The organism is Streptococcus sp. 27098_8_148 (genome assembly GCF_041432105.1).
GTDB lineage: Bacteria > Bacillota > Bacilli > Lactobacillales > Streptococcaceae > Streptococcus > Streptococcus parasanguinis_AE.
Genome location: NZ_JAPVYY010000010.1, coordinates 1 through 22,083 on the forward strand (window position 1 = coordinate 1; position 22,083 = coordinate 22,083).

19 protein-coding genes are annotated in these 22,083 nt (G+C 41.3%); 3 read left to right on the forward strand and 16 right to left on the reverse strand.

The features are described from left to right. Positions 1-83: 83 nt before the first annotated feature. From O3646_RS08420 to O3646_RS08440, 5 genes are all read right to left on the reverse strand, one after another. Positions 84-1,010, reverse strand: a complete 927-nt coding sequence (locus O3646_RS08420; RefSeq protein ID WP_003010296.1) for an ATP-binding cassette domain-containing protein — start codon at positions 1,008-1,010, stop codon at positions 84-86. 10 nt (positions 1,011-1,020) lie between these two features. After that, on the reverse strand, positions 1,021-2,088 hold the full coding sequence (locus O3646_RS08425) for an ABC transporter ATP-binding protein (RefSeq protein ID WP_371610777.1): 1,068 nt from the start codon (positions 2,086-2,088) through the stop codon (positions 1,021-1,023). An 11-nt stretch (positions 2,089-2,099) separates the two neighbouring features. Further along, positions 2,100-3,026 carry an oligopeptide ABC transporter permease OppC gene (oppC, locus tag O3646_RS08430; RefSeq protein ID WP_003010290.1) on the reverse strand — a complete coding sequence of 309 codons (927 nt, stop codon included), beginning with the start codon at positions 3,024-3,026 and terminating at the stop codon, positions 2,100-2,102. Further along, positions 3,026-4,525, reverse strand: coding sequence for an ABC transporter permease (locus O3646_RS08435; protein ID WP_070595566.1), 1,500 nt, complete (start codon positions 4,523-4,525; stop codon positions 3,026-3,028). The genes oppC and O3646_RS08435 overlap by 1 nt, the downstream gene beginning before the upstream one ends. Before the next feature lie 73 nt (positions 4,526-4,598). Then, positions 4,599-6,584 carry a peptide ABC transporter substrate-binding protein gene (locus tag O3646_RS08440; RefSeq protein ID WP_070595567.1) on the reverse strand — a complete coding sequence of 662 codons (1,986 nt, stop codon included), beginning with the start codon at positions 6,582-6,584 and terminating at the stop codon, positions 4,599-4,601. Between the two features lie 205 nt (positions 6,585-6,789). Between O3646_RS08440 and O3646_RS08445 the strand changes: the two genes are divergently transcribed. Continuing rightward, positions 6,790-8,031 (forward strand): serine hydrolase, encoded by a 1,242-nt coding sequence (locus tag O3646_RS08445; protein ID WP_070595569.1) that lies wholly within the window; start codon positions 6,790-6,792, stop codon positions 8,029-8,031. A 58-nt stretch (positions 8,032-8,089) separates the two neighbouring features. Here O3646_RS08445 and sufB read toward each other — a convergent pair whose 3' ends face one another. The 9 genes from sufB to O3646_RS08490 all read right to left on the reverse strand — a co-directional run bounded on the left by sufB (position 8,090) and on the right by O3646_RS08490 (position 18,305). Further along, positions 8,090-9,502, reverse strand: coding sequence for a Fe-S cluster assembly protein SufB (gene sufB, locus O3646_RS08450; protein ID WP_003010279.1), 1,413 nt, complete (start codon positions 9,500-9,502; stop codon positions 8,090-8,092). A gap of 32 nt (positions 9,503-9,534) precedes the next feature. Continuing rightward, positions 9,535-9,969, reverse strand: a complete 435-nt coding sequence (gene sufU / locus O3646_RS08455; protein WP_003004754.1) for a Fe-S cluster assembly sulfur transfer protein SufU — start codon at positions 9,967-9,969, stop codon at positions 9,535-9,537. Then, on the reverse strand, positions 9,956-11,182 hold the full coding sequence (locus O3646_RS08460) for a cysteine desulfurase (RefSeq protein ID WP_368397613.1): 1,227 nt from the start codon (positions 11,180-11,182) through the stop codon (positions 9,956-9,958). The genes sufU and O3646_RS08460 overlap by 14 nt, the downstream gene beginning before the upstream one ends. A 9-nt stretch (positions 11,183-11,191) precedes the next feature. Next, positions 11,192-12,454: a Fe-S cluster assembly protein SufD gene (gene sufD, locus O3646_RS08465; RefSeq protein WP_070595573.1), complete on the reverse strand. Its 1,263-nt coding sequence runs from the start codon at positions 12,452-12,454 to the stop codon at positions 11,192-11,194. Positions 12,455-12,520: 66 nt separating this feature from the next. Further along, a complete protein-coding gene (gene sufC, locus O3646_RS08470; protein WP_049497693.1) occupies positions 12,521-13,291 on the reverse strand; it encodes a Fe-S cluster assembly ATPase SufC in 771 nt (256 codons plus the stop codon). A 134-nt stretch (positions 13,292-13,425) separates the two neighbouring features. Continuing rightward, the gene (locus tag O3646_RS08475) at positions 13,426-14,583 is read right to left on the reverse strand and encodes a glycosyltransferase family 4 protein (protein WP_049485793.1); all 1,158 of its coding nucleotides are present in this window, start codon (positions 14,581-14,583) and stop codon (positions 13,426-13,428) included. Next, positions 14,580-15,317 (reverse strand): adaptor protein MecA, encoded by a 738-nt coding sequence (gene mecA / locus O3646_RS08480; protein ID WP_195623690.1) that lies wholly within the window; start codon positions 15,315-15,317, stop codon positions 14,580-14,582. Before mecA ends, O3646_RS08475 begins: the two co-directional genes overlap by 4 nt. Positions 15,318-15,452: 135 nt before the next feature. After that, positions 15,453-16,289 carry an undecaprenyl-diphosphate phosphatase gene (locus O3646_RS08485; protein WP_070674930.1) on the reverse strand — a complete coding sequence of 279 codons (837 nt, stop codon included), beginning with the start codon at positions 16,287-16,289 and terminating at the stop codon, positions 15,453-15,455. Positions 16,290-16,397: 108 nt separating this feature from the next. Next, a complete protein-coding gene (locus O3646_RS08490; protein ID WP_371610778.1) occupies positions 16,398-18,305 on the reverse strand; it encodes a DUF2207 domain-containing protein in 1,908 nt (635 codons plus the stop codon). A 117-nt stretch (positions 18,306-18,422) separates the two neighbouring features. On the opposite strand from O3646_RS08490, the gene O3646_RS08495 reads away from it, so the two are divergent. Together O3646_RS08495 and O3646_RS08500 are read left to right on the forward strand one after the other, a co-directional pair. Then, a complete protein-coding gene (locus tag O3646_RS08495; protein ID WP_371610779.1) occupies positions 18,423-19,985 on the forward strand; it encodes an ABC transporter substrate-binding protein/permease in 1,563 nt (520 codons plus the stop codon). Continuing rightward, positions 19,985-20,725 (forward strand): amino acid ABC transporter ATP-binding protein, encoded by a 741-nt coding sequence (locus O3646_RS08500; RefSeq protein ID WP_003010256.1) that lies wholly within the window; start codon positions 19,985-19,987, stop codon positions 20,723-20,725. Before O3646_RS08495 ends, O3646_RS08500 begins: the two co-directional genes overlap by 1 nt. A gap of 119 nt (positions 20,726-20,844) precedes the next feature. Here O3646_RS08500 and O3646_RS08505 read toward each other — a convergent pair whose 3' ends face one another. After that, a complete protein-coding gene (locus tag O3646_RS08505; protein ID WP_003004771.1) occupies positions 20,845-21,060 on the reverse strand; it encodes a hypothetical protein in 216 nt (71 codons plus the stop codon). A gap of 108 nt (positions 21,061-21,168) precedes the next feature. After that, complete coding sequence (locus O3646_RS08510) at positions 21,169-22,062, reverse strand: SPFH domain-containing protein (protein WP_003004210.1); 894 nt, start codon at positions 22,060-22,062, stop codon at positions 21,169-21,171. Between the last annotated feature and the right edge of the window lie 21 nt (positions 22,063-22,083).

The following is a 22,083-nucleotide window of genomic DNA, read 5'->3' on the forward strand; positions in this document are numbered from 1 at the left end:
ACCTTACTGTCAACACTTTTTCTCAAAAAAATTTATTTTTTTGAAAGTTTTTTTGAAATAAAAAAATAGAGAGGGAATCCTCTCTATTTATATTCTTGTCTGTATTTGTTTTCTTCAGCTTTGTTAGCCCATACATAATGACCTGGTTTAATTTCAACCATTTGTGGTTTATCTTCAGAATAATCATGTTGTTCTGGATCGTAGATTTTTAGAACTTTTTTACGTTCTAGAATTGGATCTGGAATTGGGACCGCTGAAAGTAGGGATTGTGTGTATGGATGGATTGGGTGGTTAAATAGCTCTTCAGTTTCTGCTACTTCTACAATAACCCCTTTATAGATAACTGCAATACGGTCAGAAATGAAGCGCACAACTGACAAGTCATGGGCAATAAAGAGATAGGTCAAGCCTAATTCTCTTTGGAATTTTTTCAAAAGGTTCAAGACCTGTGCACGTACTGAAACGTCAAGGGCTGAGATTGGTTCATCCGCAATGACAAATTCTGGTTCCATGACAAGTGCACGGGCAATACCGATCCGTTGACGTTGACCACCTGAGAATTCGTGAGGATAACGTGTCAAATGTTCTGCTAGAAGCCCAACTTCATGCATAATATTTTTTACTTTTTCCTGACGTTCTTCTTCGCTGTTAAACAAATGGTGGTTGATCAAACCTTCAGAGATAATATAATCAACTGTTGCACGTTCATTCAAACTTGCTGCTGGGTCTTGGAAGATCATTTGAATTTTACGGATCAACTCTGATTTTTCACTATGAGAGTTTTTTCCGTTGATCTTGCGACCGTCATAAATAATTTCTCCAGCACTTGTATCATTCAAACCGATGATCGCACGTCCAATTGTTGTCTTCCCACTTCCTGATTCACCAACAAGAGAGAACGTTTCTCCCTTATTAATGAAGAAGTTGGCGTTTTTAACAGCAACGAATTTTTTACTTCCTTCACCGAAGGAAATTTCTAAATCTTTAATTTCAACTAATTTTTCAGTCATTTCCTTCCTCCTATTCTGTAATGTGAGCGAAGCCCATTTTTGAGCCAATCTTTTCGTGAAGGTTTTCGATTACTTCTGGTTTATGAACTGTTGGTGCATCTGGATGGAGCAACCATGTCTTAGCCCAGTGAGTATCGGTCACTTTGAAAGCAGGTGCCTCTTCTTCAAAATCAATCTGCATCGCATAGTCTGAACGAAGTGCGAAAGCATCTCCTTTAATCGGAGCATACAATGAAGGCGGAGTTCCTGGAATAGAGTAAAGATCACCATCTGAGGTTGACAATTGAGGCAAGCTTGAAAGCAAGCTCCATGTGTATGGATGTTTTGGATCGTAGAAAATTTCTTCTACTTTACCAAACTCAACAATTTCTCCAGCATACATAACGGCTACTTTATCTGCAATACTTGCAACCACACCTAAGTCGTGGGTGATAAAGATAACTGTAAATTGGTATTCTTTTTGAAGGGATTTCAACAAATCAATGATTTGCGCTTGAATGGTTACGTCAAGGGCTGTTGTTGGTTCGTCACAGATTAAGATATCTGGACGGCAGGCCAAGGCGATGGCAATAACGATCCGTTGACGCATCCCACCTGAATATTGGAATGGATACTCATCAAAACGACGTTCCGCATCTGGAATTCCAACTTTCTCCATATAGTCCAAAGCCATTTCTTTGGCTTCTTTAGCTGTTTTCCCTTGGTGTTTGATAATGACTTCTGTAATTTGTGAACCAATTGTGTTGATTGGGTCCAAACTTGTCATTGGGTCTTGGAAAATTGTAGCGATCTTAGATCCACGAATATTTTCCCAATCTTTATTCGATTTCAAATCTGTCAATTCTTGACCACGGTATTTAATCGAACCTTGGGCAATACGGCCGTTATCTTCTAACATTCCGGTGAACGTTTTTGTCAAAACTGATTTCCCTGAACCTGACTCACCAACTAAGGCAAGAACTTCACCTTCTTCTAGCTCAAGCGATACGCCACGAATAGCTGTCAATACGCGATCGCGCACGTCAAATTCCACTACGATATCTTGAGCAGATAAAATAATATTCTTATTTGATGTCATATCTACTCCTCCTATCTATGTGTACGTGGGTCGCTGGCATCGGCCAAGTTTTGTCCGACGATAAAGAATGACAAGGATACTAAAATCAAAACAGTAAGCGGAATCCAGAATAGGTAGGCATTTGTAGTTACGTTTTGAGAATAGTCAGAAATCAAGCGTCCCAAACTTGGAACTGTGATTGGAAGACCAAGTCCGAAGAAGGAAAGGAAAGCTTCGTAAGAAATAAAGCTTGGAAGTAACTGTGATGTTTGTGTCACGATAACAGATACCAATTGAGGCAAAATATTTTTCGTAACAATTTTCAAAGTTGGTGTTCCTAATGTTCGGCTGGCCAAGTTGTACTCCAAATCACGGTAACGCATGATTTGGACACGAATGGTATAGGCAATTCCGATCCATCCAGTTAAGGACATGGCAAGAATCAAGTTCCAGAAACCAGATCCCATTGAGTAAGTCAAGACGATAACGATCAACATAAACGGAATGTTTGAAATAACGTTATAAACTTCCATCATGATACGGTCGATGGATTTTGAGATCCCCCAAATTCCACCAACGATAACTCCGACAACCACGTTAATAACAGTGGCGATGAAGGAAATGATAATTGAATTCCGAGCACCAAACCAAACTCCATCAAAGAGGGATTTACCGTTATTATCTGTACCAAAGAAAGCTTTGGCACTTGGTGGATTCAAACGTGCTGAAAAGTCATTTACCTTACTTACGTCGTTGTAATCAAAATTTGAAAACATAGGATAGACAAAACTCATCAAGAGAATCCCAATCAAAATAGCAAGCATAATGATAGTGGTTCTTTTTTTCAAGAATTGTCTGAATACAGATTTCCAGTATGAATACGCTGGAGCATCGATTACTTCAGAGGCAAAGTCATCACGTTTTACAAACTGAAATTTATTTTTATCGATTGTAGCCATTATTTGCCTCCTTTCGTATTCGTTAATTTAATCCGTGGATCAAGCACTGTCATCAAGATATCACCTAACATGGCAGCAAAGATACCAAGTGATGTGAAGATGAAGACAAGTCCGATGACCATGGTGTTGTTTGATGCTTTAATAGAGTCAATCAACATTTTACCCATACCTGGGAAAGCGAAGACTGTTTCAGTCAACGTTGCACCTGAGATAACTCCAATGATAGCCCCTGGAATTCCAGAAACTAGTGGAACCATCGCATTTTTGAAGATGTGTTTTCTTGAGATCTCACGTTCTGACAATCCTTTTGAACGAGCAAAACGGACGAAATCCTGAGAGTGAATATCGATCATATAACGACGAATCCAAACGGCGATAAATGGCGCACTCAATAAACCAAGAATCAGAGACGGCAATACATATGAACGCCAGTCCTGTGCTCCAAGTACTGGGAATGAGTCTGGAAGTCCAAAGAATGAACCTGCTAGACGCACGATATAGACAAGGGCAATGGTTGGGAGAGACATCATAAATGTCAAGGCCGCAGTAGAGATGCTATCAAACCATGAGTCCTTGAAAAGAGCCATATAAGATCCTAGTGGGATCGCAATCAAGTAGGCAATCGCAATACCAATCAAACCAATGATTGAAGAAGATGCAATCATGGATGGATTCTCATAGTTGCTCAACGTTGCTGTATAGGCATCCCCTTTACCAAATCGACTGATATCTTGTGAGTCTGCCTTACTTGGTGATTTGTAGGTACGTGAGTAGATATCGATGGAAGATGTCTTTTTACCTGTTGGGAAGTTCACTTCACTCTTCTTAGTCGTTCCTTGTCCTTGGGTAATCACTTGAAGAACAGGGGTATTTGAATAAGTTGGATATGAATTTCCAAGGTTTAAGGTCACAAAGTTTTGGTGTACATATGGGAACTGACCATTAAAGTACAAGAGGTATTTGTGTTTCGTACCAGAACCCACTACAGACCATCCAATAGATGGATCATTTTCAATACGGATATAGCGTTTAAGATTTGGATTCGAGGCATCTTTCACCCAACCTGGATGATCAAATTGAATCAAATTCGCATAGAAGCTAATAACACGTTCAAAAACCGGAATTTCACGCACCGCATAGAAAGACTTACTTTCTGGGAAACGTTTCAACTGCCAACCATGACCTAATTTTTCAATATATTTTTTGTAGATCTTTTCATTGGCATTTGTCGCATCAACCGTTACGGAAGAATCTTCTTTACTTGCTTTTTGTTGCAAGCTCTTTGAATCCATGTATTCCAAATAACCCATGCGATCATAGACTGTATTTTCGTAGTTGATCTTCGAATCTTTTGTCTTCGCTACTTTATTGTAGTTGGGGTCATTCTTAAAGATGAGATTTCTCGGTGTTAGCGTATAGATAATCATGTAGGTTAATGTCGTGACGAGAAAGATCGACACTAACGAACGCAAAATACGCATAAAAACATATTTTTTCATATTTCATTCCTTTAATGTCCAAAAGAACTTTCTCCCCTAGAAGAGAAAGTTCTAATGAAAAGCAATAATTTAATTATTTAACGTGTTTTTCAAGATCTTGTTGAGCTTTTTTGTTTGACTCAACTTTTTCTTTTTGCCATTTCTTAAGAGCTTCATCGTATTGTTTCTTAGTAACAGGTTCATCTTGAACTTCTACATATTTGAAGTATGCTGATCCTTTGTTACCAGCTTGAGCTGAAGCACCAGAGAATGGTACCACTTTAGAGATAACAGTTGCTGCGCCTGATGATGACATTGTAGGTACTACAATTGCGCTATCTGTCAACCAAGCTTGAGCTGCTGCATATTTTTCATAACGTTTCACAACATCTTGTGTTTCGTTGTTTGCATCGTCAAGAAGTTTTGCAAACTCATCCAAACCTACAGCTTTAGCTGATGGGTTATCTACACCACCTGCAAAACCAAGGTAAACTTTTGTTTGGTCTTCAGAAGATGGTTGAAGCGTATCAAGGTAAGTTGATGGATCTTGATAGTCTGGGTTCCAACCGACCATACCTTGAAGATCCCAATCTGCATCTGCAGCTGATGGAACATTCAATGTGATGTTCAACACTTCGTCTTGGTCCATCATTTGAAGGTCAACAACTACGTTGTCTTTACCAAGAGTTTCTTCTACCGTTTGTTTCAATGATTGCATACGTGTAACTATACTTGTTGCATTTTGAATAACAGGAACGTCAATATGAATTGGGAATTGAACGCCGTCTTTTTGAAGTTCAGCTTTGGCTTTTTCAAGTTGTGCTTTGGCTTTATCTTTGTTGTAAAGACCATCTTGACCATCTTCAAGGTTGATACCCTTCCATTGGTCTCCATAAGTAGTCAACTTATCTGCAACTACATTTCCGAAGTCTTTTCCGTCTACTTGTACGAATGCAGGTGCAACATATGTATTACGGATAGCTGGTTTAGCAAATTCTTTACCATTGACTTGTGCTGAGTAGTTTTCACGGTTCAAGGCAAAAGTGATGGCTTGACGGAAATCTTTGTTCAAGATTGCTTTCTTAGTAGAAGATTTTTCAGCATCTGATTTCTTTGCAGTGTGTTTGTAAGATTGACGATCGATGTTGAAACCAAGGATTGCTACACCTGAACCAGCTGGTGTGTTATAGATATTGTCCTTGTATTTTTTCTCTACTGTTGCAAAGTTTGAGCTTGATGGGAAAAGACGAGCAGCTGTATAAGCTCCATCAGAGAAACCACGTGCCAATGAATCTTGGTCTGATCCATCGTAATAAGTAAGTTTTACTTCCTTGACGTGAACGTTTTTCTTATCCCAGTAGTTGTCATTCTTTTCAAATACAACAGATGATTTTGATGTAATAGATTTAAGAAGGAAAGGTCCGTTTGCAAGTACTGATTTCACATCGTTTGGTTGACCAAAATCATCTCCCTTACTCTTCAAGAAATCTGTGCTAATTGGGAACAAGATTCCGTTTGTTGTTTTAGAGTTCCAGAAGGTTTCAGGTTTGTTCAATGTATATTGAAGTGTGTAATCATCAACCGCTTTGACACCAACTTGGCTGAAGTCTGTAGTTTTTCCTTGCACATAATCATCCAAGCCTTTGATTGAGCCTTGAACTAGTGGAAGTTCTTCTGATTTTTTATCAGCAGCGTGTTTCAAACCAGTCACGAAGTCTTTGGCAGTCACTTCACCGCGTTCTTCACCATCTGCATCGTACCATTTAACACCCTTACGAATCTTGTAGGTATAAGTCAAACCGTCTTTTGAAACAGACCAATCTTCCGCAAGTGATGGCACAAGATTTCCATACTTGTCATTTTCCATCAAACCGTCTACGATGTTTGTAGTGAGATCTTGAGTGGCAGATTTAGAAGACACAGTATAGTCCAAAGTTGTTGGGTCAGTAGTGTAGACATAACCATAGTTTTTGTCTTCGCCTGAGCTTGCTTTGCTAGTATTTGAACTAGAACATGCAGCTAACAATCCAGCTGCAAGGAGTGTTACTCCGGCAACTGCGAATACTTTACCTTTTTTCATAGGAATTCTCCAATAGTTTTTTTAGATTTGTTTAAGATTATATCACAAGTAGAAAAAAAAGTAAACTAAATTTTCTGAATATTCGTTTTATCACTATTCAAAAACCTTGCTATGACTGACTTTTTAGCCTAATTGATGATTTTACAATTTTCCATTAATCATTTGTATGATACAATAGAGAGGACTAAGCAACGAGGAAACAACTGTGAAAAAATTCTTTCTTTCTTTTTTAACCTTCATCCTGCTGTTATGCAGTTTACCTTATCAAGTCGTTCTGGCAGATGAGCTAGAACTTCCTGCTCAAAGTGCTATTGCTGTTGAAGCTGATACAGGTAAAATTTTATATGAAAAGGATTCAGAGAAAAAGCGAGATGTGGGGGGTCTATCTACACTCTTGACCACTTATCTGATTTTCGAAGCTATTCATGAAAAAAAACTTTCTCTAAAAGATCCTATCAAATTGTCTGAGAAAGCTCTGGCTTTAAATGATATCGAAGGTGCTGGTACTCTTCCTATGGAAGCGAACCAATATACGGTTGAACAGTTATTGACTGCTCTTTTAGTTGGAAATTCTAGTACTGCTGCCTTGGCCTTAGCTGAGAAAGTGGGGGGCTCCGAAAAAAGCTTCGTTGAAAAAATGAAGCAAAAACTTTCTGAATGGGGCATTCAATCTCCTCATTTAATTAATGCTACCGGATTAAATACTCAAACCATTAGCGGAGATCCTGACGGGAAAGGAGACGAAAATCAATTGAGTGCTTATGATATTGCTGTCATTGCCAAGCACTTACTCCAGGATTTTCCTGAAGTGACCAAATATACTTCAAAACCCACTGCTCTTTTTTCAAACACGCAGATTGAAAACCCCAACCTGATGCTAGAAGGCATGCCGAATTACCGTTCGGGAGTCGACGGCCTTCGGGTCAGCAACTCTACCAAAGGTGGTATCACATTTGCTGCATCAACGACGCAAAATGGCATCCACATGATCACGGTTGTCCTAGGAGTTGAGGCAGTTGACGGTGATCCATATGCACGCTTTGTGGCTACTTCTTCTCTGATGAACTACGTGGTACGAACCTTTGTTTCTTCCATTGTCGTCAAAGAAGGAGATCCCTACGGAAAAAGTAAGGCAACTGTCATGGACGGGAAGTCCGAGACTGTTTTAGCTGTTGCAAAAAAAGACTTCTATATCGTTGAAAAGCAAGGCAGTCAAGCGGAACCAAAAATTCAATTCAAGAGTAACCAAGAATCATTCCGAGCACCTGTCAAATCAGGCACAAATCTTGGAAAATTACACTACACTGATCCAGATAAAATCGGACGTGGCTACTTAGAAGATCAAGAGCCAACGGTCGATATGGTATCGGGAAGAACCATTGAGAAAAGCTTTTTCTTAAAGGTTTGGTGGAATGAATTTGTTCGTTATGTCAACGAAAAGCTATAAGCAAAAAAATCACAATGGAGTCAAATCCATTGTGATTTTATTTTGCTATTAAAACGAATTATCCTACAGATCCTTCCATTTCGTAGCTAATGAGTCGGTTTAACTCAACGGCATATTCCATTGGAAGTTCTTTTGTAAAGGGTTCTACAAATCCCATGACAATCATTTCTGTCGCTTCTGATTCAGACAGACCACGACTCATCAAATAATACAGTTGTTCTTCTGAGATTTTTGAAACCTTAGCTTCGTGCTCCAAAGCAACTTGTGAGTTGTGGATTTCATTAAATGGAATCGTGTCTGATGCAGATAAATCATCCATGATAATAGTGTCACACTCAATGTGAGAAACTGATTTCTTAGAGTTCTTGTTGAAAGTCACTTGTCCACGGTAGTCTACCTTTCCGCCACCCTTCGCGATGGATTTGGATACGATAGACGAGCTAGTGTGAGGGGCATTGTGGATCATCTTGGCACCTGTATCTTGGTGTTGACCTGCATTCGCAAAGGCAATGGACAACATGGTCCCACGCGCTCCTTCTCCATCTAGATAAACAGATGGGTACTTCATGGTTGTCTTCGCTCCTAAGTTCCCGTCGATCCACTCAACTGTAGCATCTTTTTGAGCTTTGGCCCGCTTGGTGACCAAGTTGTAGACATTGTCAGACCAGTTTTGGATGGTCGTGTAGCGCATATAAGCACCATCCAAGGCAAAGATCTCAACAATCGCTGCATGGAGGCTATTGCTTGAATAGGTCGGTGCTGTACAGCCTTCTACATAGTGAACACTTGCTCCCTCATCCACGATAATCAAGGTACGCTCAAACTGACCTGTATTTTCATTGTTGATACGGAAGTAAGTTTGAAGGGGAACGTCTACTTTTACGCCTTTTGGCACATAAATGAAGGTTCCACCAGACCAGACTGCTGAGTTTAGGGCAGCCAATTTGTTATCCGTTGGTGGCACTAACTTCGCAAAATACTGTTTGAATAGGTCTGGATATTCTTTTAGGGCAGAATCTGTATCGGTAAAGATAATCCCCAACTTTTCAAACTCTTCTTTCATATTGTGGTAAACCACTTCTGATTCATACTGAGCAGAAGCTCCCGCTAGGTAAGCACGTTCCGCTTCAGGAATCCCGATACGCTCAAAGGTTTCCTTGATTTTCTCTGGAACTTCGTCCCATGAACGGGCAGGTTTATCCGAAGGTTTTTGATAATAGATCAAATCATCAAAGTCAATCTCTGATAGATCGGCTCCCCAGGTTTGCATGGGCATCTTTTTGAAGGTTTCAAAAGATTTCAAACGGAATTCGAGCATCCATTCGGGTTCATTTTTTGCTGCAGACAATTCACGAATAACCGCTTCATTCAATCCCTTCCCGGTAGAGAGAATGGGTTGAACGTCATCGTGAAATCCAAATTTATATTCACCGAGATCAATTGGTTTCGGTTCGACTCTTTCTTCAGCCATAATTTCCTTTCTTTCTCTGTTTCTTCTTTTAATTATTTGCTACGTTCGATCGCTTTTTTAAGAGCATTCCAGGAGAGGGTCGCACATTTAATCCGTTGTGGAAATTTTGAGACTCCAGATAAGAAGGCTGCGTCTCCTAATTCCTCTTGGCGAGGATCTGACTTCCCTTGGACCATTTCTGAAAAGACCTGCGCCAATTCCTCGACTTCCTCTTTTGTTTTTCCCATTACAGCATCCGTCATCATACTAGCTGAAGCGGTTGAGATCGTACATCCTGAATTAACAAAGGCGATATCTTCCACCCTGTCATTCTCATCAAATTTCACACTTAACTGGATCACATCTCCACAAGTTGGATTGTTGAGTTGGATCTGATCAACATCTTCAATCTGGCCCTGATGGTGAGGGTGTTTTGAATGGTCAGCTACGACCGCCATGTACAGCGAATCTAATTTAGAAAGTGCCATTGAAAAACTCCTTTGCTTTGATCAATGCCTCAATTAATTTATCACAGTCCGCTTTGGTGTTGTAGATATAAAAACTTGCTCTCGTTGTCGCTGGGACTTGTAGGTATTGAAGAAGCGGTTGTGCACAGTGGTGACCTGCACGAACAGCAATCCCTTCATAATCTAATGCTGTTGCCAAGTCATGCGGATGGAGATCTCCTAGATTAAAGGAAATGACGCCAGAACGTTGGGCTAAGTCTTGGGAACCATAGATGGTCAAGTCTTCGATAGCCTGTAATTTTGGAAACGCATAGGCAATCAATTCTTGCTCATGCGCTTCTACCTGGTCCATTCCCAACTCCTCTAAATAATCGATTGCTGCACCAAGACCGATTGCACCCGCCATATTAGGCGTTCCAGCTTCAAATTTCCAAGGCAATTCCTTCCAAGATGCAGATTGTTCGTAAACAAAGTCAATCATCTCGCCCCCAAACTCGATCGGAGACATTTGCTCTAAGATTTCTTCCTTCCCATAGAGGACACCAATCCCTGTTGGTGCAGCCATCTTATGGCCAGAAAAAGCAAAGAAATCCGCATCTAAGTCTTGTACATCAATGGCCATATGAGGGGTTGATTGAGCCCCATCTACGACCATGATCGCTCCAACTTCATGAGCTAATCGAGCAATTTCCTTGATCGGATTGACCACCCCTAAGACATTCGAAGCATGGGTGATGGAGACAAATTTTGTCTTCTCACTAAGCTTGCTCTTTAAGTCCTGCATATCCAGTAAGCCATCTTTTAGATAGACATAGACCAGTTTTGCTCCTGTCTTCTTGCAGGCTTGCTGCCAAGGAATGATGTTGGAGTGATGTTCCATGATGGAAATCAGGACTTCATCCCATTCCTTTAAGACTTCTTCTGCATAGCGGGCTACCCAGTTGAGTCCAGTCGTTGTCCCTCTTGTAAAGAGCACCTCCTTGGTTGATGAAGCGTTGATAAATTTTCTGACTTTCTCACGCGCCGCCTCATAAGCAGCTGTCGCTCGTTCAGCCAAGGTATGGACTCCACGGTGGACATTGGCGTTATCTTGCAAATAATAGTGATTAACTGCTTCAAGAACACGTTTAGGTTTTTGCGTCGTCGCTGCATTATCTAGATAAACCAAAGGCTCATCGTGGACTAGTTGATCGAGAATGGGAAAATCTTGAGCAATCGTATTTTTATCTAGCATTGTTTCTCCTTAGCGTTGAGATAACTTTTCTTCGATGGTAGCAATCATTTCATCACGTACTTCTTTAACTGGGATTTCAACAATAACAGATCCCAAGAAACCACGCACCACTAAGCGTTCTGCTGTGTGTTGATCCAGACCACGACTCATGAGGTAATACATATCTTCTGGGTCCACTTGACCGATCGATGCAGCATGGCCTGCTGTGACGTCATTTTCATCAATCAAGAGGATTGGGTTGGCATCTGAACGTGCTTGATCCGATAACATCAAGACACGGCTTTCTTGCTGGGCATCTGCTCCTTTAGCCCCCTTGATAATATGACCAATTCCGTTGAAGGTCAAGGTTCCTTTTTCAAGAATAACCCCGTGTTGCAAGATATTTCCGATCGAGTTGCAACCAAAGTTGGTCACGCGGGTGTCAATTCCTTGTACCTGACGACCGCTTGATAAGGCAACGACTTTCAAATCTGCATGACTTCCGTTTCCAACCAAGTCACTGTCAAAATCTGCAACCACGTTACCTTCGTTCATAACACCGATAGCCCAATCAATGCTGGCATCCTGACCTAGTTTTCCACGTCGACTGATGTAGGCTGTGACATTTTCACCCAGGCGGTCAATCGCCGCAAATTTCACTTGGGCACCTGAGCGGGCGATCACCTCAACCGTCACATTAGCAGTTGCTGTTGCTGAGCCATTACCTTTTGATTCTAGGCGTTCCAAATAGCTGAACTTACTGTTTTTGCCTGCGATAATCAAAATGTGCTTATTAAAAGGTACATCACTGTCGCTATCCTGGTAGAAAATGCCTTCGATTGGTTCTGCAATTTCGATATTGTCTGGAACATAAAGGACAGCCCCACTATTAAAATAAGCTGTGTGGTATGCTGCTAGTTTGTCATCATCGTATTTAACCGAAGACATGAAGTAATCTTCTACCACCTGCGGAATTTCTTCTAGGGCAGTATGGAAATCTGTGAAAAGGACTCCTTGGTCTGCCAAGGCTTGTGGCACCTGTTCAAATACAGTTTGAGTTCCAACTTGGACCAATTTTAAGTTTGAATCGAGGGCTGTAAAATCAGGAACATTGGCAGAAGCCTCACTTTCTGTGATCGTCCCATCCCCAAGATTCCAGCGGTGGAATTTGACGCGTTCAATGGCTGGCAATTCCAACTGATCGATCTTGTCAAAAGCTTTTTTTCGTAAATCTTGCAGCCAGCTTGGCTCAGCATGCAGTTCCGAAAAGAGGGTAATATTTTCAATACTCATTTTTTTCTCCTAATAAAGATACTATCTGTTTGATTTTATGACAACATTAGATCACTTGTCATCAGGTTATAGTTCTTCTTTATAGTCGTAACCGAGTTCTTCTGCGAGTTGGGCATAGCCTTCACGTTCCAAGCGGGCAGCCAATTCTGGTCCACCTGAAAGCACAACACGACCTTCCATCATCACATGAACGACGTCAGGAGTAATATAGTTCAACAAACGTTGGTAGTGGGTGATGATCATCGCTCCAAAACCTTCACCCCGCATTGCATTAACCCCTTTAGATACGACCTTAAGAGCATCGATATCCAAACCAGAGTCAATTTCATCCAAAAGGGCAAATGTTGGCTCCAACATCAACAATTGAAGGATTTCATTGCGTTTTTTCTCACCACCTGAGAAGCCTTCGTTCAAATAGCGTTCTGCCATTTCTTCTTTCATGTTGAGCAGTTCCATCTTTTCATCCAATTTGTTAATGAAATCACGAATAGAGATCTTCTCGTCCTCTTCTTTACCAGCATTCATGGCTGCACGTAAAAATTCTGCATTGGTAATCCCTGGGATTTCTGAAGGGTATTGCATAGCAAGGAACAAGCCCATCCGTGCACGTTCGTCTACTTCCAATTCCAAGATGTTGACACCATCAAAGAGAATCTCCCCTTTGGTTACTTCATAATTTGGGTTTCCCATAATGGCAGCTGACAGAGTAGATTTCCCTGTTCCGTTTGGTCCCATGATAGCTGCGATCTCACCAGTTTTTAGGGTCAGGTTTACACCTTTTAAAATTTCTTTGCCTTCAATTTCAACGTGAAGGTCTTTAATTTCTAATGTCGACATTGCATTCCCTTTCTTTTTACTTTGAAGTCTAGAAGGTTCTCAAAGCATCGATTCCTTCATCACAAAGTATTTTTTTACCTTTCAAGTATATCAAAAAAAAGCCTAAATGGCTTTTCTTTTGATTAGAACTATTCTTATTTAGTTTTTTCTTTTCGTTTTTGACGAACTTCCTCCCGGTAGGAAGAATTCCCTATATAGCGCAGAACATTTAACAAAGGACTATGATGTGGCCCTAAAACCCCAATCAATTCTGCTAACAACTCTACTCCAAACAAGAGCCCGATCACAAGTAGGACACCCCCAATGCGACTCGAGATGTTGAGCAAGAGAGAAATCAAGGAGAAAATCATCGAAATCCCATAGATCACAAGTACAGTTCCCCGATGTGTCAAGCCCAGAGAAAGAAGTCGGTGGTGCAAGTGATTGCGATCCGGTTTATAAAATTTTTGACCAGATAGGGTCCGACGGATAATGGCTAAAAAGGTATCTGTAATCGGTACTCCGAGGATAATCATTGGTGTGACTACCGCAACAGCTGTCGCATTTTTCAAACCTTGCAAGGACAAGACAGAAATCATAAATCCGATAAACAAGGCACCGGTGTCTCCCAAATAGAGAATGGCCGGATGGTAGTTAAAGGGAAAGAAACCTGCAATGGACGCAACCAAGACAAAGATCGTCATGGTCAGAAAGAGATTGGGTACTGGTAGAAAGAAATAGGACACAATCCCCATTGTCACTAGGGAAATAATAGAGACCCCACTCACCAAGCCATCTAATCCATCAATCAGATTGACTGCATTGGTAATGGCAACAATCCAAATCACTGTCAAAAGATACGATAGCCATGGTTCAAAATGAAGTAAGGGACCACCGAACGGAATCTTGAAATCATTCAGCCGAAAATCTGTCAAAAACCAGACCAGACTCGCTGCCAGCAGGATACCGATCATCTTTTTCTTGGCTGACAACTCTTTTACATCATCGATCAAGCCTGTAAGAGCGATAATCCATCCCGCTCCTACGACCGGCAAGGTATAGGATAGGTAACTTTTGATTGGGGCGGTGGTGGATGTCAGCATAGGAATAAACACGAGAGTCGCAATTGAAAAAGCAATCACGATAGCCAGTCCACCCGCGCTTGGCATGGGCTTGGTATTGATCCGACGCGCATTCGGATAATCTACGGCATCAATCTTAAAGGAGAACAAGCGAACCAAGGGCGTCAATACCAAGGCAATCATAAAAGTCCCAATCAGCACCAGAACAAATTGCAAGGAAAAGGACATCATAAGCTAGCAACTTTCTTCAAATTCTCAATCGCACCAGACACCATTAGTAAGTGACCATGTTCCTGCAGAACGGCCCGTGTCACTTCTGAATCATCCGCATACTCCCGAATGATGGCAAGTAACCAGGTTGGATATTGATTTGGTTGATCCTCTGTATCGATCAAGACAGTTAAATAATAATCAGATCCCATTTTGTATAATTCAGAGGTATCCACTGGAAAACTGACCATTTTTGAAAAGGCAACTGCTTGCTGGATATTTGAAAAACGCAAAATGTAATAAATATACTGACTTACTGGCGCTTCAGGTGTCGGATCTTGTTCTTGATTGTCCCGCAACTCTTCTTGTTCCAAATGGTGAATGGCTTCTGCATCCCCTTTTGTCTTATCAGAGATTGTTTTTTCCAAGGTTTTGATAAATTCATCTGGCGTCATGCGCGACAACTCTTCCATATCAGGAAGATCTGACAAATCCTCAAAATCCAATTGTTGGTCAATTTTTGATTTGGTAACAAAAACATCCAATTTGTCTGGTTTTGGTGTCACACGAAAACTCAGCATCCCGCTATCCAGGAAGCTTTCTGGCATTTCGAGCTCATCCAAAATGGCGTAGAAAAATTCTTCTGTTTTTTCTTGTGGGACAAGGAAATCAGCAATTTCCATCCCACGTTCTTCTAAGTCTTCTAGTTGGATCGTGATCTTAATTGTTGAATCACTAATTTGCTTCATCTTCATAGCATAACCTCATACTTCTAGTCTTACTATTATACTAAAAAATTGGATAGAATTCAAAAAAAGGATGCATCGAAAAGAGGTCGGGACAAAAGTCTCCAACCTCAGAAAACAATTTGATCAAGTTCAACCGTTCTCTTAGAAAATAATACGGAAGAGTCCATACAATAGCAAGATGGAACCAAGAACAATCCGGTATTTCCCAAAGACGGTGAAATCATGATTTTTCACATAATCTGTCAAGAAGCGGATGGCATACATGCTGACCACAAAGGCCACTCCCATCGCTACCAGTAGAATAAAGAGTTGCCCCAATGCTAGTGAATGTCCGCTAAGAGCGAATTTCCCAACCTTTAAGAGGCTAGCCCCAAACATGGCTGGGATCCCCAAATAAAAGGTAAATTCTGTCACCACCGGGCGGCTAACACCATTGATCAAGCCACCTACAATAGTAGCACCTGAACGGCTTGTTCCTGGAAATAGCGATAAAACTTGGAAGAGTCCGATATAAAGAGCTGTTCGATAAGGTAGCTTATGCAATTCCGTTACTGCTGGCTCAACTTGTTCTCGTCTTTCCAGATAGATAAAGGCAATCCCGTAAGTGATCAACATAATCGCAACGGAAATCGAATTGTGGAAATGCGCCTCAAACCAATCATCCAATTTAAAAACAAAGACAAGAGGGAGGGTTGCAACCGCAACTTTTGCCCATAATTGCCAGGTCCGACGTACTTCTAGTGGAGATTTACCAGGTTTGAAGGGATACAATTTATCGAAATATATCACCACAACCGCTAGGATTGCACCCAATTGGATCACGACATTGAACATCTCCATAAAGGCCGGATCTTGATTTTTAAACTGCACAAAATCCTGTAACAGAATCAAGTGACCTGTACTTGAGATCGGTAACCATTCTGTAATCCCCTCGACAATCCCAAAAAGAACCGCCTTGATTAATTCGATCAGAAACATCTTTTTCTCCTAAACTTACATTTGCTCTATTATATCATAAATCTATGGACTGGACCAGGCCTTCTAAACTAGAAGGGACAGAGCGACCAAGACCATTCTCAGCGCTACTTAGAAGGCGCCAAAGCCTCCTCCGCCTCCTCCGCCAGAGAAACCTCCTCCACTACCAGAGGAAACTGTGAAATGACTAGCTGTCGATGCTGTCGATCCATAAGTAGACATGGCATGACTTGAGTGGGTCACATCATGATAGAACGGGGTGTAAACGAAGGCGTTTAAGGCTTGATTTTCTAAATGAATATTCCGAAGCTTCATGACCTTTGTGACCTGATCAGCTACACCATACAAGGCCGCATAGACCAATAAGCGATTCCATAGGACCAGAGACTGCAACTCTGCATCGTTGAGGTGGGCAATCTCTTTCAACATCCGACCAAAACTATCCCAGTAATAGCGTTGCTCAGCACCCGCAAGATTGACAACACCATCTCGTAGGTAGGCTTTAAAGACACCATTGAAGCGCACTGGCATAAACCAAAGTATGAGGATCCCTATCAAACAAGGAACAGAGAACCAACCCATCCCAAAGATAGCAAAGATTTCTGCTCCAAGAGCGATAAACCAAGCAGCCCAACCAAAGAAGAGACTTCGTCTAGCTTGCGCTTCTTCTTTTGCTTCTAAAGGGCGATAGTAGCTTGGCAAATGGAGATCTTCCACCTTGCGATGAACATCTCGGGCCACTTGGTTGACAGCCGTATCAAAACGAGCCTGAGCCTTACTTCCTAGTGAACGAATCGCATCTTGATCTGCTTTTTTGGCATGTTTGTATACATCATCACTGAATTCATAATTCTCAAAGAGACGGTTAACAGGACAGGAAACTTGATCCCCAAAAGCCATATTCATAAAGGAGCGTTCAAAATCATCCACATGTCCATGAGACTTTCTGGTCAAAACGACTTCATTTCCTTGTTGCTCGTAGACAATCACTCCACGATCCATCAGATCCAGCAAAGTAGCTTGAAGCATTTTTTCAAATGTGAATACTGGCGGAGTCGCCTTCTCTTTATTGGTTGGGGAAGCCTCGTCTAATTCGGCTGAATAAACAACCGAGCTCATAACAAGAGGTGCAATATCCTGTGGAATCTCATAAAGACGAGTATCAGTCGGATAAGTCACACCAGGCCAAATCATTTTTTTGAACCGTTTGCGACCCAAGAGAGAAAGAAGCCAGAGTGCAATAATGAAGGCTGGCAAGATCCAGTTCCAAAACATGCGTGTCCAGTATTTTTCCTGTTCAATTTTAGCTTGGTTCTTGTGAAATTCATCCAATTTGGTCAATCCTGTATTTCGACCAGAATCATATAAGGTAGTTAGGTCTGACTTCAACCAGTAACCATACAACTCCACAGCCTTTCCTTTACCTAGGTTATAGAAAGTAGCAGAATAGATTCCATCTTCTTTATTTACAGTCACATCCGGTCCCATAAAGGCTGTATGGATATACAGTTCCGATTGGGCATTAGCTGGTGCAAACTTAGGAATAACACGAAATTGAACCTCGTCCACCTTCTGATCACCATCTGTGATCGGTTTCCAGTTCAACTCCAAGATATCCTTGTGTGAATAGAGGAGATTTTTTAATTTCCATGTGACTTTTATTTTGACTGTATCTTGCGCTACACCACTGTTATAAATTTTCACTCGGTAGCCATCACCTAGATTCGTAATCTCGGGTTCTCTTTGAAGCTCACGACCTTCCACCTCAACCTTTGGCGGTATCTCAATTGCAAAGCCTTGTGGCATGTTCCCTGCCGTTCCTAGGCTAACATACTGCCCTCTATAAGAATCTTTGAAATAATAAACCAGTTCTTCCTCATAGGTGGCGTCGTCCCAGGTGTCCAAGGTCAAGGTTCCACCATAGTAAAGTACATCATAAGATGGTCTAGATGCATGGACGTTCTGACTAACAAAAAGGCAGGCCAGAAAGGCGAAAATAACATACAAATACTTTTTCATTTGATCATGCTCCTTTGTATTATTATAGCATTTTTTAAATAAAAAGAGGACCATGTTTGAAATGCAGCCTATTTTACTGTACAATAGGAGAAGTTAAAATAAGGAAGAGGAGAAAAAATGAAAAAAACATTATTCGCGCTCTTAACAGGGCTTTTCATTTGCCTGGGGATCACACAGGTTGTTCATGCAGATGACTATTTACGAATCGGAATGGAAGCAGCCTACGCTCCTTTCAACTGGACCCAAGAGGATGATGCAAATGGAGCCGTGAAGATTGATGGCACCAACCAATATGCCAACGGATACGATGTCCAAATCGCAAAAAAGGTTGCTGAGGGACTAGGTAAAAAACCTCTGATCGTTAAAACATCTTGGAACGGACTAATCCCCGCCCTCACTTCTGGTAAAATTGATATGATCATCGCTGGAATGAGTCCGACTGCCGAGCGCAAGAAAGAGGTCGCTTTCTCTAATAGCTACTATACCAGTGAGCCAGTTATGCTCGTTCGTAAAGATGGAAACTATGCAAACGCCACTAGTCTAGATGACTTTAAGGATGCAAAGGTCACCTCTCAACAAGGGGTCTACCTCTATTCTCTCATTTCCCAACTCAAGGGTGCGAAACAAGAAACTGCAATGGGTGATTTTGCCCAGATGCGTCAAGCTTTAGAATCGGGTGTTATTGATGCCTATGTTTCTGAACGTCCCGAAGCCCTAACCGCCGAGTCCGCTAATTCTAAATTTAAGATGATTCAATTCAAAAAAGGATTTGAAGTTGGGGAAGAAGATGCGACTATCGCTATCGGGATGAAGAAGGGTGACACTAGAATTGACCAAGTCAATGCCGCACTAGCTAAGATTTCGTCTGAAGACCAAGTTAAACTCATGGATGATATGATTAAGAAGCAACCAGCTTCCAGTGATGCTAGTGATGATAAGCAGACATTCTTTAGCCAAATGATGAAGATTTTAAAGGATAATGGCCCACAGTTCTTACGGGGAACTGGAATGACCCTCTTAATCTCTATGACTGGAACTATCGCTGGGTTGATTATCGGTTTGTTAATCGGTGTCTTCCGGACAGCTCCGAAGGCTAAAAATAAATTCCTTGCTGGATGCCAAACTGCCTTTGGTTGGTTCCTCAATGTCTACATTGAAATCTTCCGTGGAACTCCGATGATCGTTCAATCCATGGTCATTTTCTACGGTTCCGCCCAAGCCTTCAACATTTCCTTGGATCGTACCTGGGCCGCCATCTTTATCGTATCAATCAATACCGGAGCTTATATGAGTGAGATTGTTCGTGGTGGGATCTTAGCAGTGGATCCAGGTCAGTTTGAAGCAGCGACTGCTCTAGGAATGACCCATGGACAAACCATGCGCAGGGTCGTCCTTCCACAGGTTGTTCGCAATATCTTGCCAGCAACAGGGAATGAATTTGTTATTAACATCAAGGATACATCTGTTTTGAATGTTATCTCTGTAGTTGAACTGTACTTTACAGGAAATACGGTCGCAACTCAAAACTACCAATACTTCCCAACCTTTACGATCATCGCTGTGATTTACTTCGTTCTCACCTTTACTATCACACGAATCCTTCGCTACATCGAACGTCGCTTAGATTCTGATACTTATACTACAGGTGCAAATCAAATGCAAGTCAAAGAGGTGAAATAATGGCAGAAAAAATTCTTGAAATCCAACATTTAAAAAAATCTTACGGTCAAAATGAAGTCTTGAAAGATATTTCGCTCACCGTTGAAAAAGGAGAGGTGATCTCCATCATCGGGAGCTCTGGTAGCGGAAAATCAACCTTCCTTCGCTCCATCAATCTTCTAGAGACTCCCACAGCTGGAGAGATTCTCTATCGTGGGCAAAATGTTCTTGATCCTGAGTATGATCTTACCCACTACCGCGAGAAATTAGGAATGGTTTTCCAAAGCTTTAATCTCTTCGAAAATTTAAACGTCTTGGAAAATACGATCGTTGCACAAACAACCGTCCTCAAGCGCGATCGTGAGACTGCAGAGAAAGTTGCCAAAGAAAACCTTGAAAAAGTCGGTATGGGATCTCAATATTGGGCTGCCCGTCCGAAACAACTTTCAGGTGGTCAAAAGCAACGGGTCGCTATCGCACGCGCCCTCTCAATGGATCCTGATGCCATTCTCTTCGATGAACCAACTTCTGCCCTAGACCCAGAAATGGTTGGGGAAGTCTTGAAAATCATGCAGGACCTGGCAAAAGAAGGGCTCACCATGATTGTCGTAACCCACGAAATGGAATTTGCCCGCGATGTCTCTAGCCGGGTCATCTTCATGGACAAGGGTGTCATCGCTGAGCAAGGAGATCCAAAAGAAATCTTTAGCAATCCAAAAGAAGAACGGACCAAGGAATTCCTTCAACGCTTCTTACATTAATCTCTTGAAACAGTTTGCTTACCAGTATGGAAGCAAGCTGTTTTTTGTATCGCTTCTGCTTTTGAGGCATCGAAAAAAACCAGAGAGCAAACTCTCTGGTTTTCAATTGGAACAACAAATTAATCTTCGAATTTTTGATGATTTTTATCATAAAAATCAATCAATCCAAGTGCCGTTTCGAACGAGATGTTCTTCACTTTTGCACGTCCTTGAGCCAAGGCAATGATAGACATTTCACGGGCATTTGTTTCCTTACTGATACGATACCCTGTGATTTTCTTATCACGTACCCATCCAACAACTGATTCTACTTTTTCAAAGTTCGATTTAGCCATGATCTTTCTCCTATATTATTATTTTCAATACTAATATAAATTTTTTTGCACATTTTGTCAACTAAAATCGCTGAAAATACGAACCTTTTTTAAAAAATGAAAAAAAGTTTACTTTGCTTTCAAGGCTGATAATATTTGTGTACGAATGTTTTCGACGCCATCTGGGTTTGCTGGTAGGAAAATCGTATTATTCCCTTCTTTATCTGCAAAATTATTTAAGGTATCCAAGTATTGGTTGGTTAAGAGAATAGACATGATTTGTTCTTCGGTCAAATCTACATTCGCACCTTTTAACTCTTTAATAGAGTCTGCCAATCCATCGACAATGGCCTTCCGTTGCTCGGCAATACCAACCCCGTGCAAACGGTCTTTTTCCGCCTCTGCTTCGGCAGCAGTAACGATCTTGATCTTGTCTGCTTCTGCCAATTCCTGAGCTGCCACGCGTTTTCTTTGCGCCGCATTGATCTCGTTCATGGATTGTTTCACTTCGGCATCTGGCTCAACTTTGGTGATCAAGGTTTTAACAATAATATATCCATAAGTTGACATTTCTTCTGCTACTTGTTTTTGAACTTCAAGGGCGATTTCATCTTTTTTCTCAAATAATTCATCCAAGGTCAACTTAGGCACAGAAGAACGAAGAGCATCTTCAATGTATGATTTAATCTGTGATTCTGGACGCATGAGTTTGTAGTAGGCATCCTTTACGTTGCTTTCGTTCACTCGGTATTGCGTCGCCACATTCATGGTAACGAACACGTTATCCTGAGTTTTTGTTTCAACCACGATCTCACTCTGCAAGACGCGCAATTGAACACGTGCTGCAATTTTATCGATGCCAAAAGGCGCTCTCATATGAATACCACTGTCGCTAATTTTTTGATAACGTCCGAATCGCTCGATGATGGCAACGGACTGTTGTTTCACCACATATAGTGAGCTGATCACAATGACTCCTGCAACTAGGAGCAAGAATAAAACAAAGATAATAAATCCAGGCATAAAAAGTTCCTCCTTTTAATT

Coding starts and splice junctions, on each gene's coding strand:
- O3646_RS08435 (WP_070595566.1), bottom strand. CDS start 4,525: ATGAAAAAATATGTTTTTATGCGTATTTTGCGTTCGTTAGTGTCGATC.
- O3646_RS08460 (WP_368397613.1), bottom strand. CDS start 11,182: ATGCTAGATAAAAATACGATTGCTCAAGATTTTCCCATTCTCGATCAA.
- O3646_RS08490 (WP_371610778.1), bottom strand. CDS start 18,305: ATGAAAAAGTATTTGTATGTTATTTTCGCCTTTCTGGCCTGCCTTTTT.
- O3646_RS08440 (WP_070595567.1), bottom strand. CDS start 6,584: ATGAAAAAAGGTAAAGTATTCGCAGTTGCCGGAGTAACACTCCTTGCA.
- sufB (WP_003010279.1), bottom strand. CDS start 9,502: ATGGCTGAAGAAAGAGTCGAACCGAAACCAATTGATCTCGGTGAATAT.
- O3646_RS08510 (WP_003004210.1), bottom strand. CDS start 22,062: ATGCCTGGATTTATTATCTTTGTTTTATTCTTGCTCCTAGTTGCAGGA.
- O3646_RS08505 (WP_003004771.1), bottom strand. CDS start 21,060: ATGGCTAAATCGAACTTTGAAAAAGTAGAATCAGTTGTTGGATGGGTA.
- O3646_RS08485 (WP_070674930.1), bottom strand. CDS start 16,289: ATGTTTCTGATCGAATTAATCAAGGCGGTTCTTTTTGGGATTGTCGAG.
- sufD (WP_070595573.1), bottom strand. CDS start 12,454: ATGAGTATTGAAAATATTACCCTCTTTTCGGAACTGCATGCTGAGCCA.
- O3646_RS08420 (WP_003010296.1), bottom strand. CDS start 1,010: ATGACTGAAAAATTAGTTGAAATTAAAGATTTAGAAATTTCCTTCGGT.
- sufC (WP_049497693.1), bottom strand. CDS start 13,291: ATGTCGACATTAGAAATTAAAGACCTTCACGTTGAAATTGAAGGCAAA.
- oppC (WP_003010290.1), bottom strand. CDS start 3,026: ATGGCTACAATCGATAAAAATAAATTTCAGTTTGTAAAACGTGATGAC.
- mecA (WP_195623690.1), bottom strand. CDS start 15,317: ATGAAGATGAAGCAAATTAGTGATTCAACAATTAAGATCACGATCCAA.
- sufU (WP_003004754.1), bottom strand. CDS start 9,969: ATGGCACTTTCTAAATTAGATTCGCTGTACATGGCGGTCGTAGCTGAC.
- O3646_RS08495 (WP_371610779.1), top strand. CDS start 18,423: ATGAAAAAAACATTATTCGCGCTCTTAACAGGGCTTTTCATTTGCCTG.
- O3646_RS08500 (WP_003010256.1), top strand. CDS start 19,985: ATGGCAGAAAAAATTCTTGAAATCCAACATTTAAAAAAATCTTACGGT.
- O3646_RS08475 (WP_049485793.1), bottom strand. CDS start 14,583: ATGATGTCCTTTTCCTTGCAATTTGTTCTGGTGCTGATTGGGACTTTT.
- O3646_RS08425 (WP_371610777.1), bottom strand. CDS start 2,088: ATGACATCAAATAAGAATATTATTTTATCTGCTCAAGATATCGTAGTG.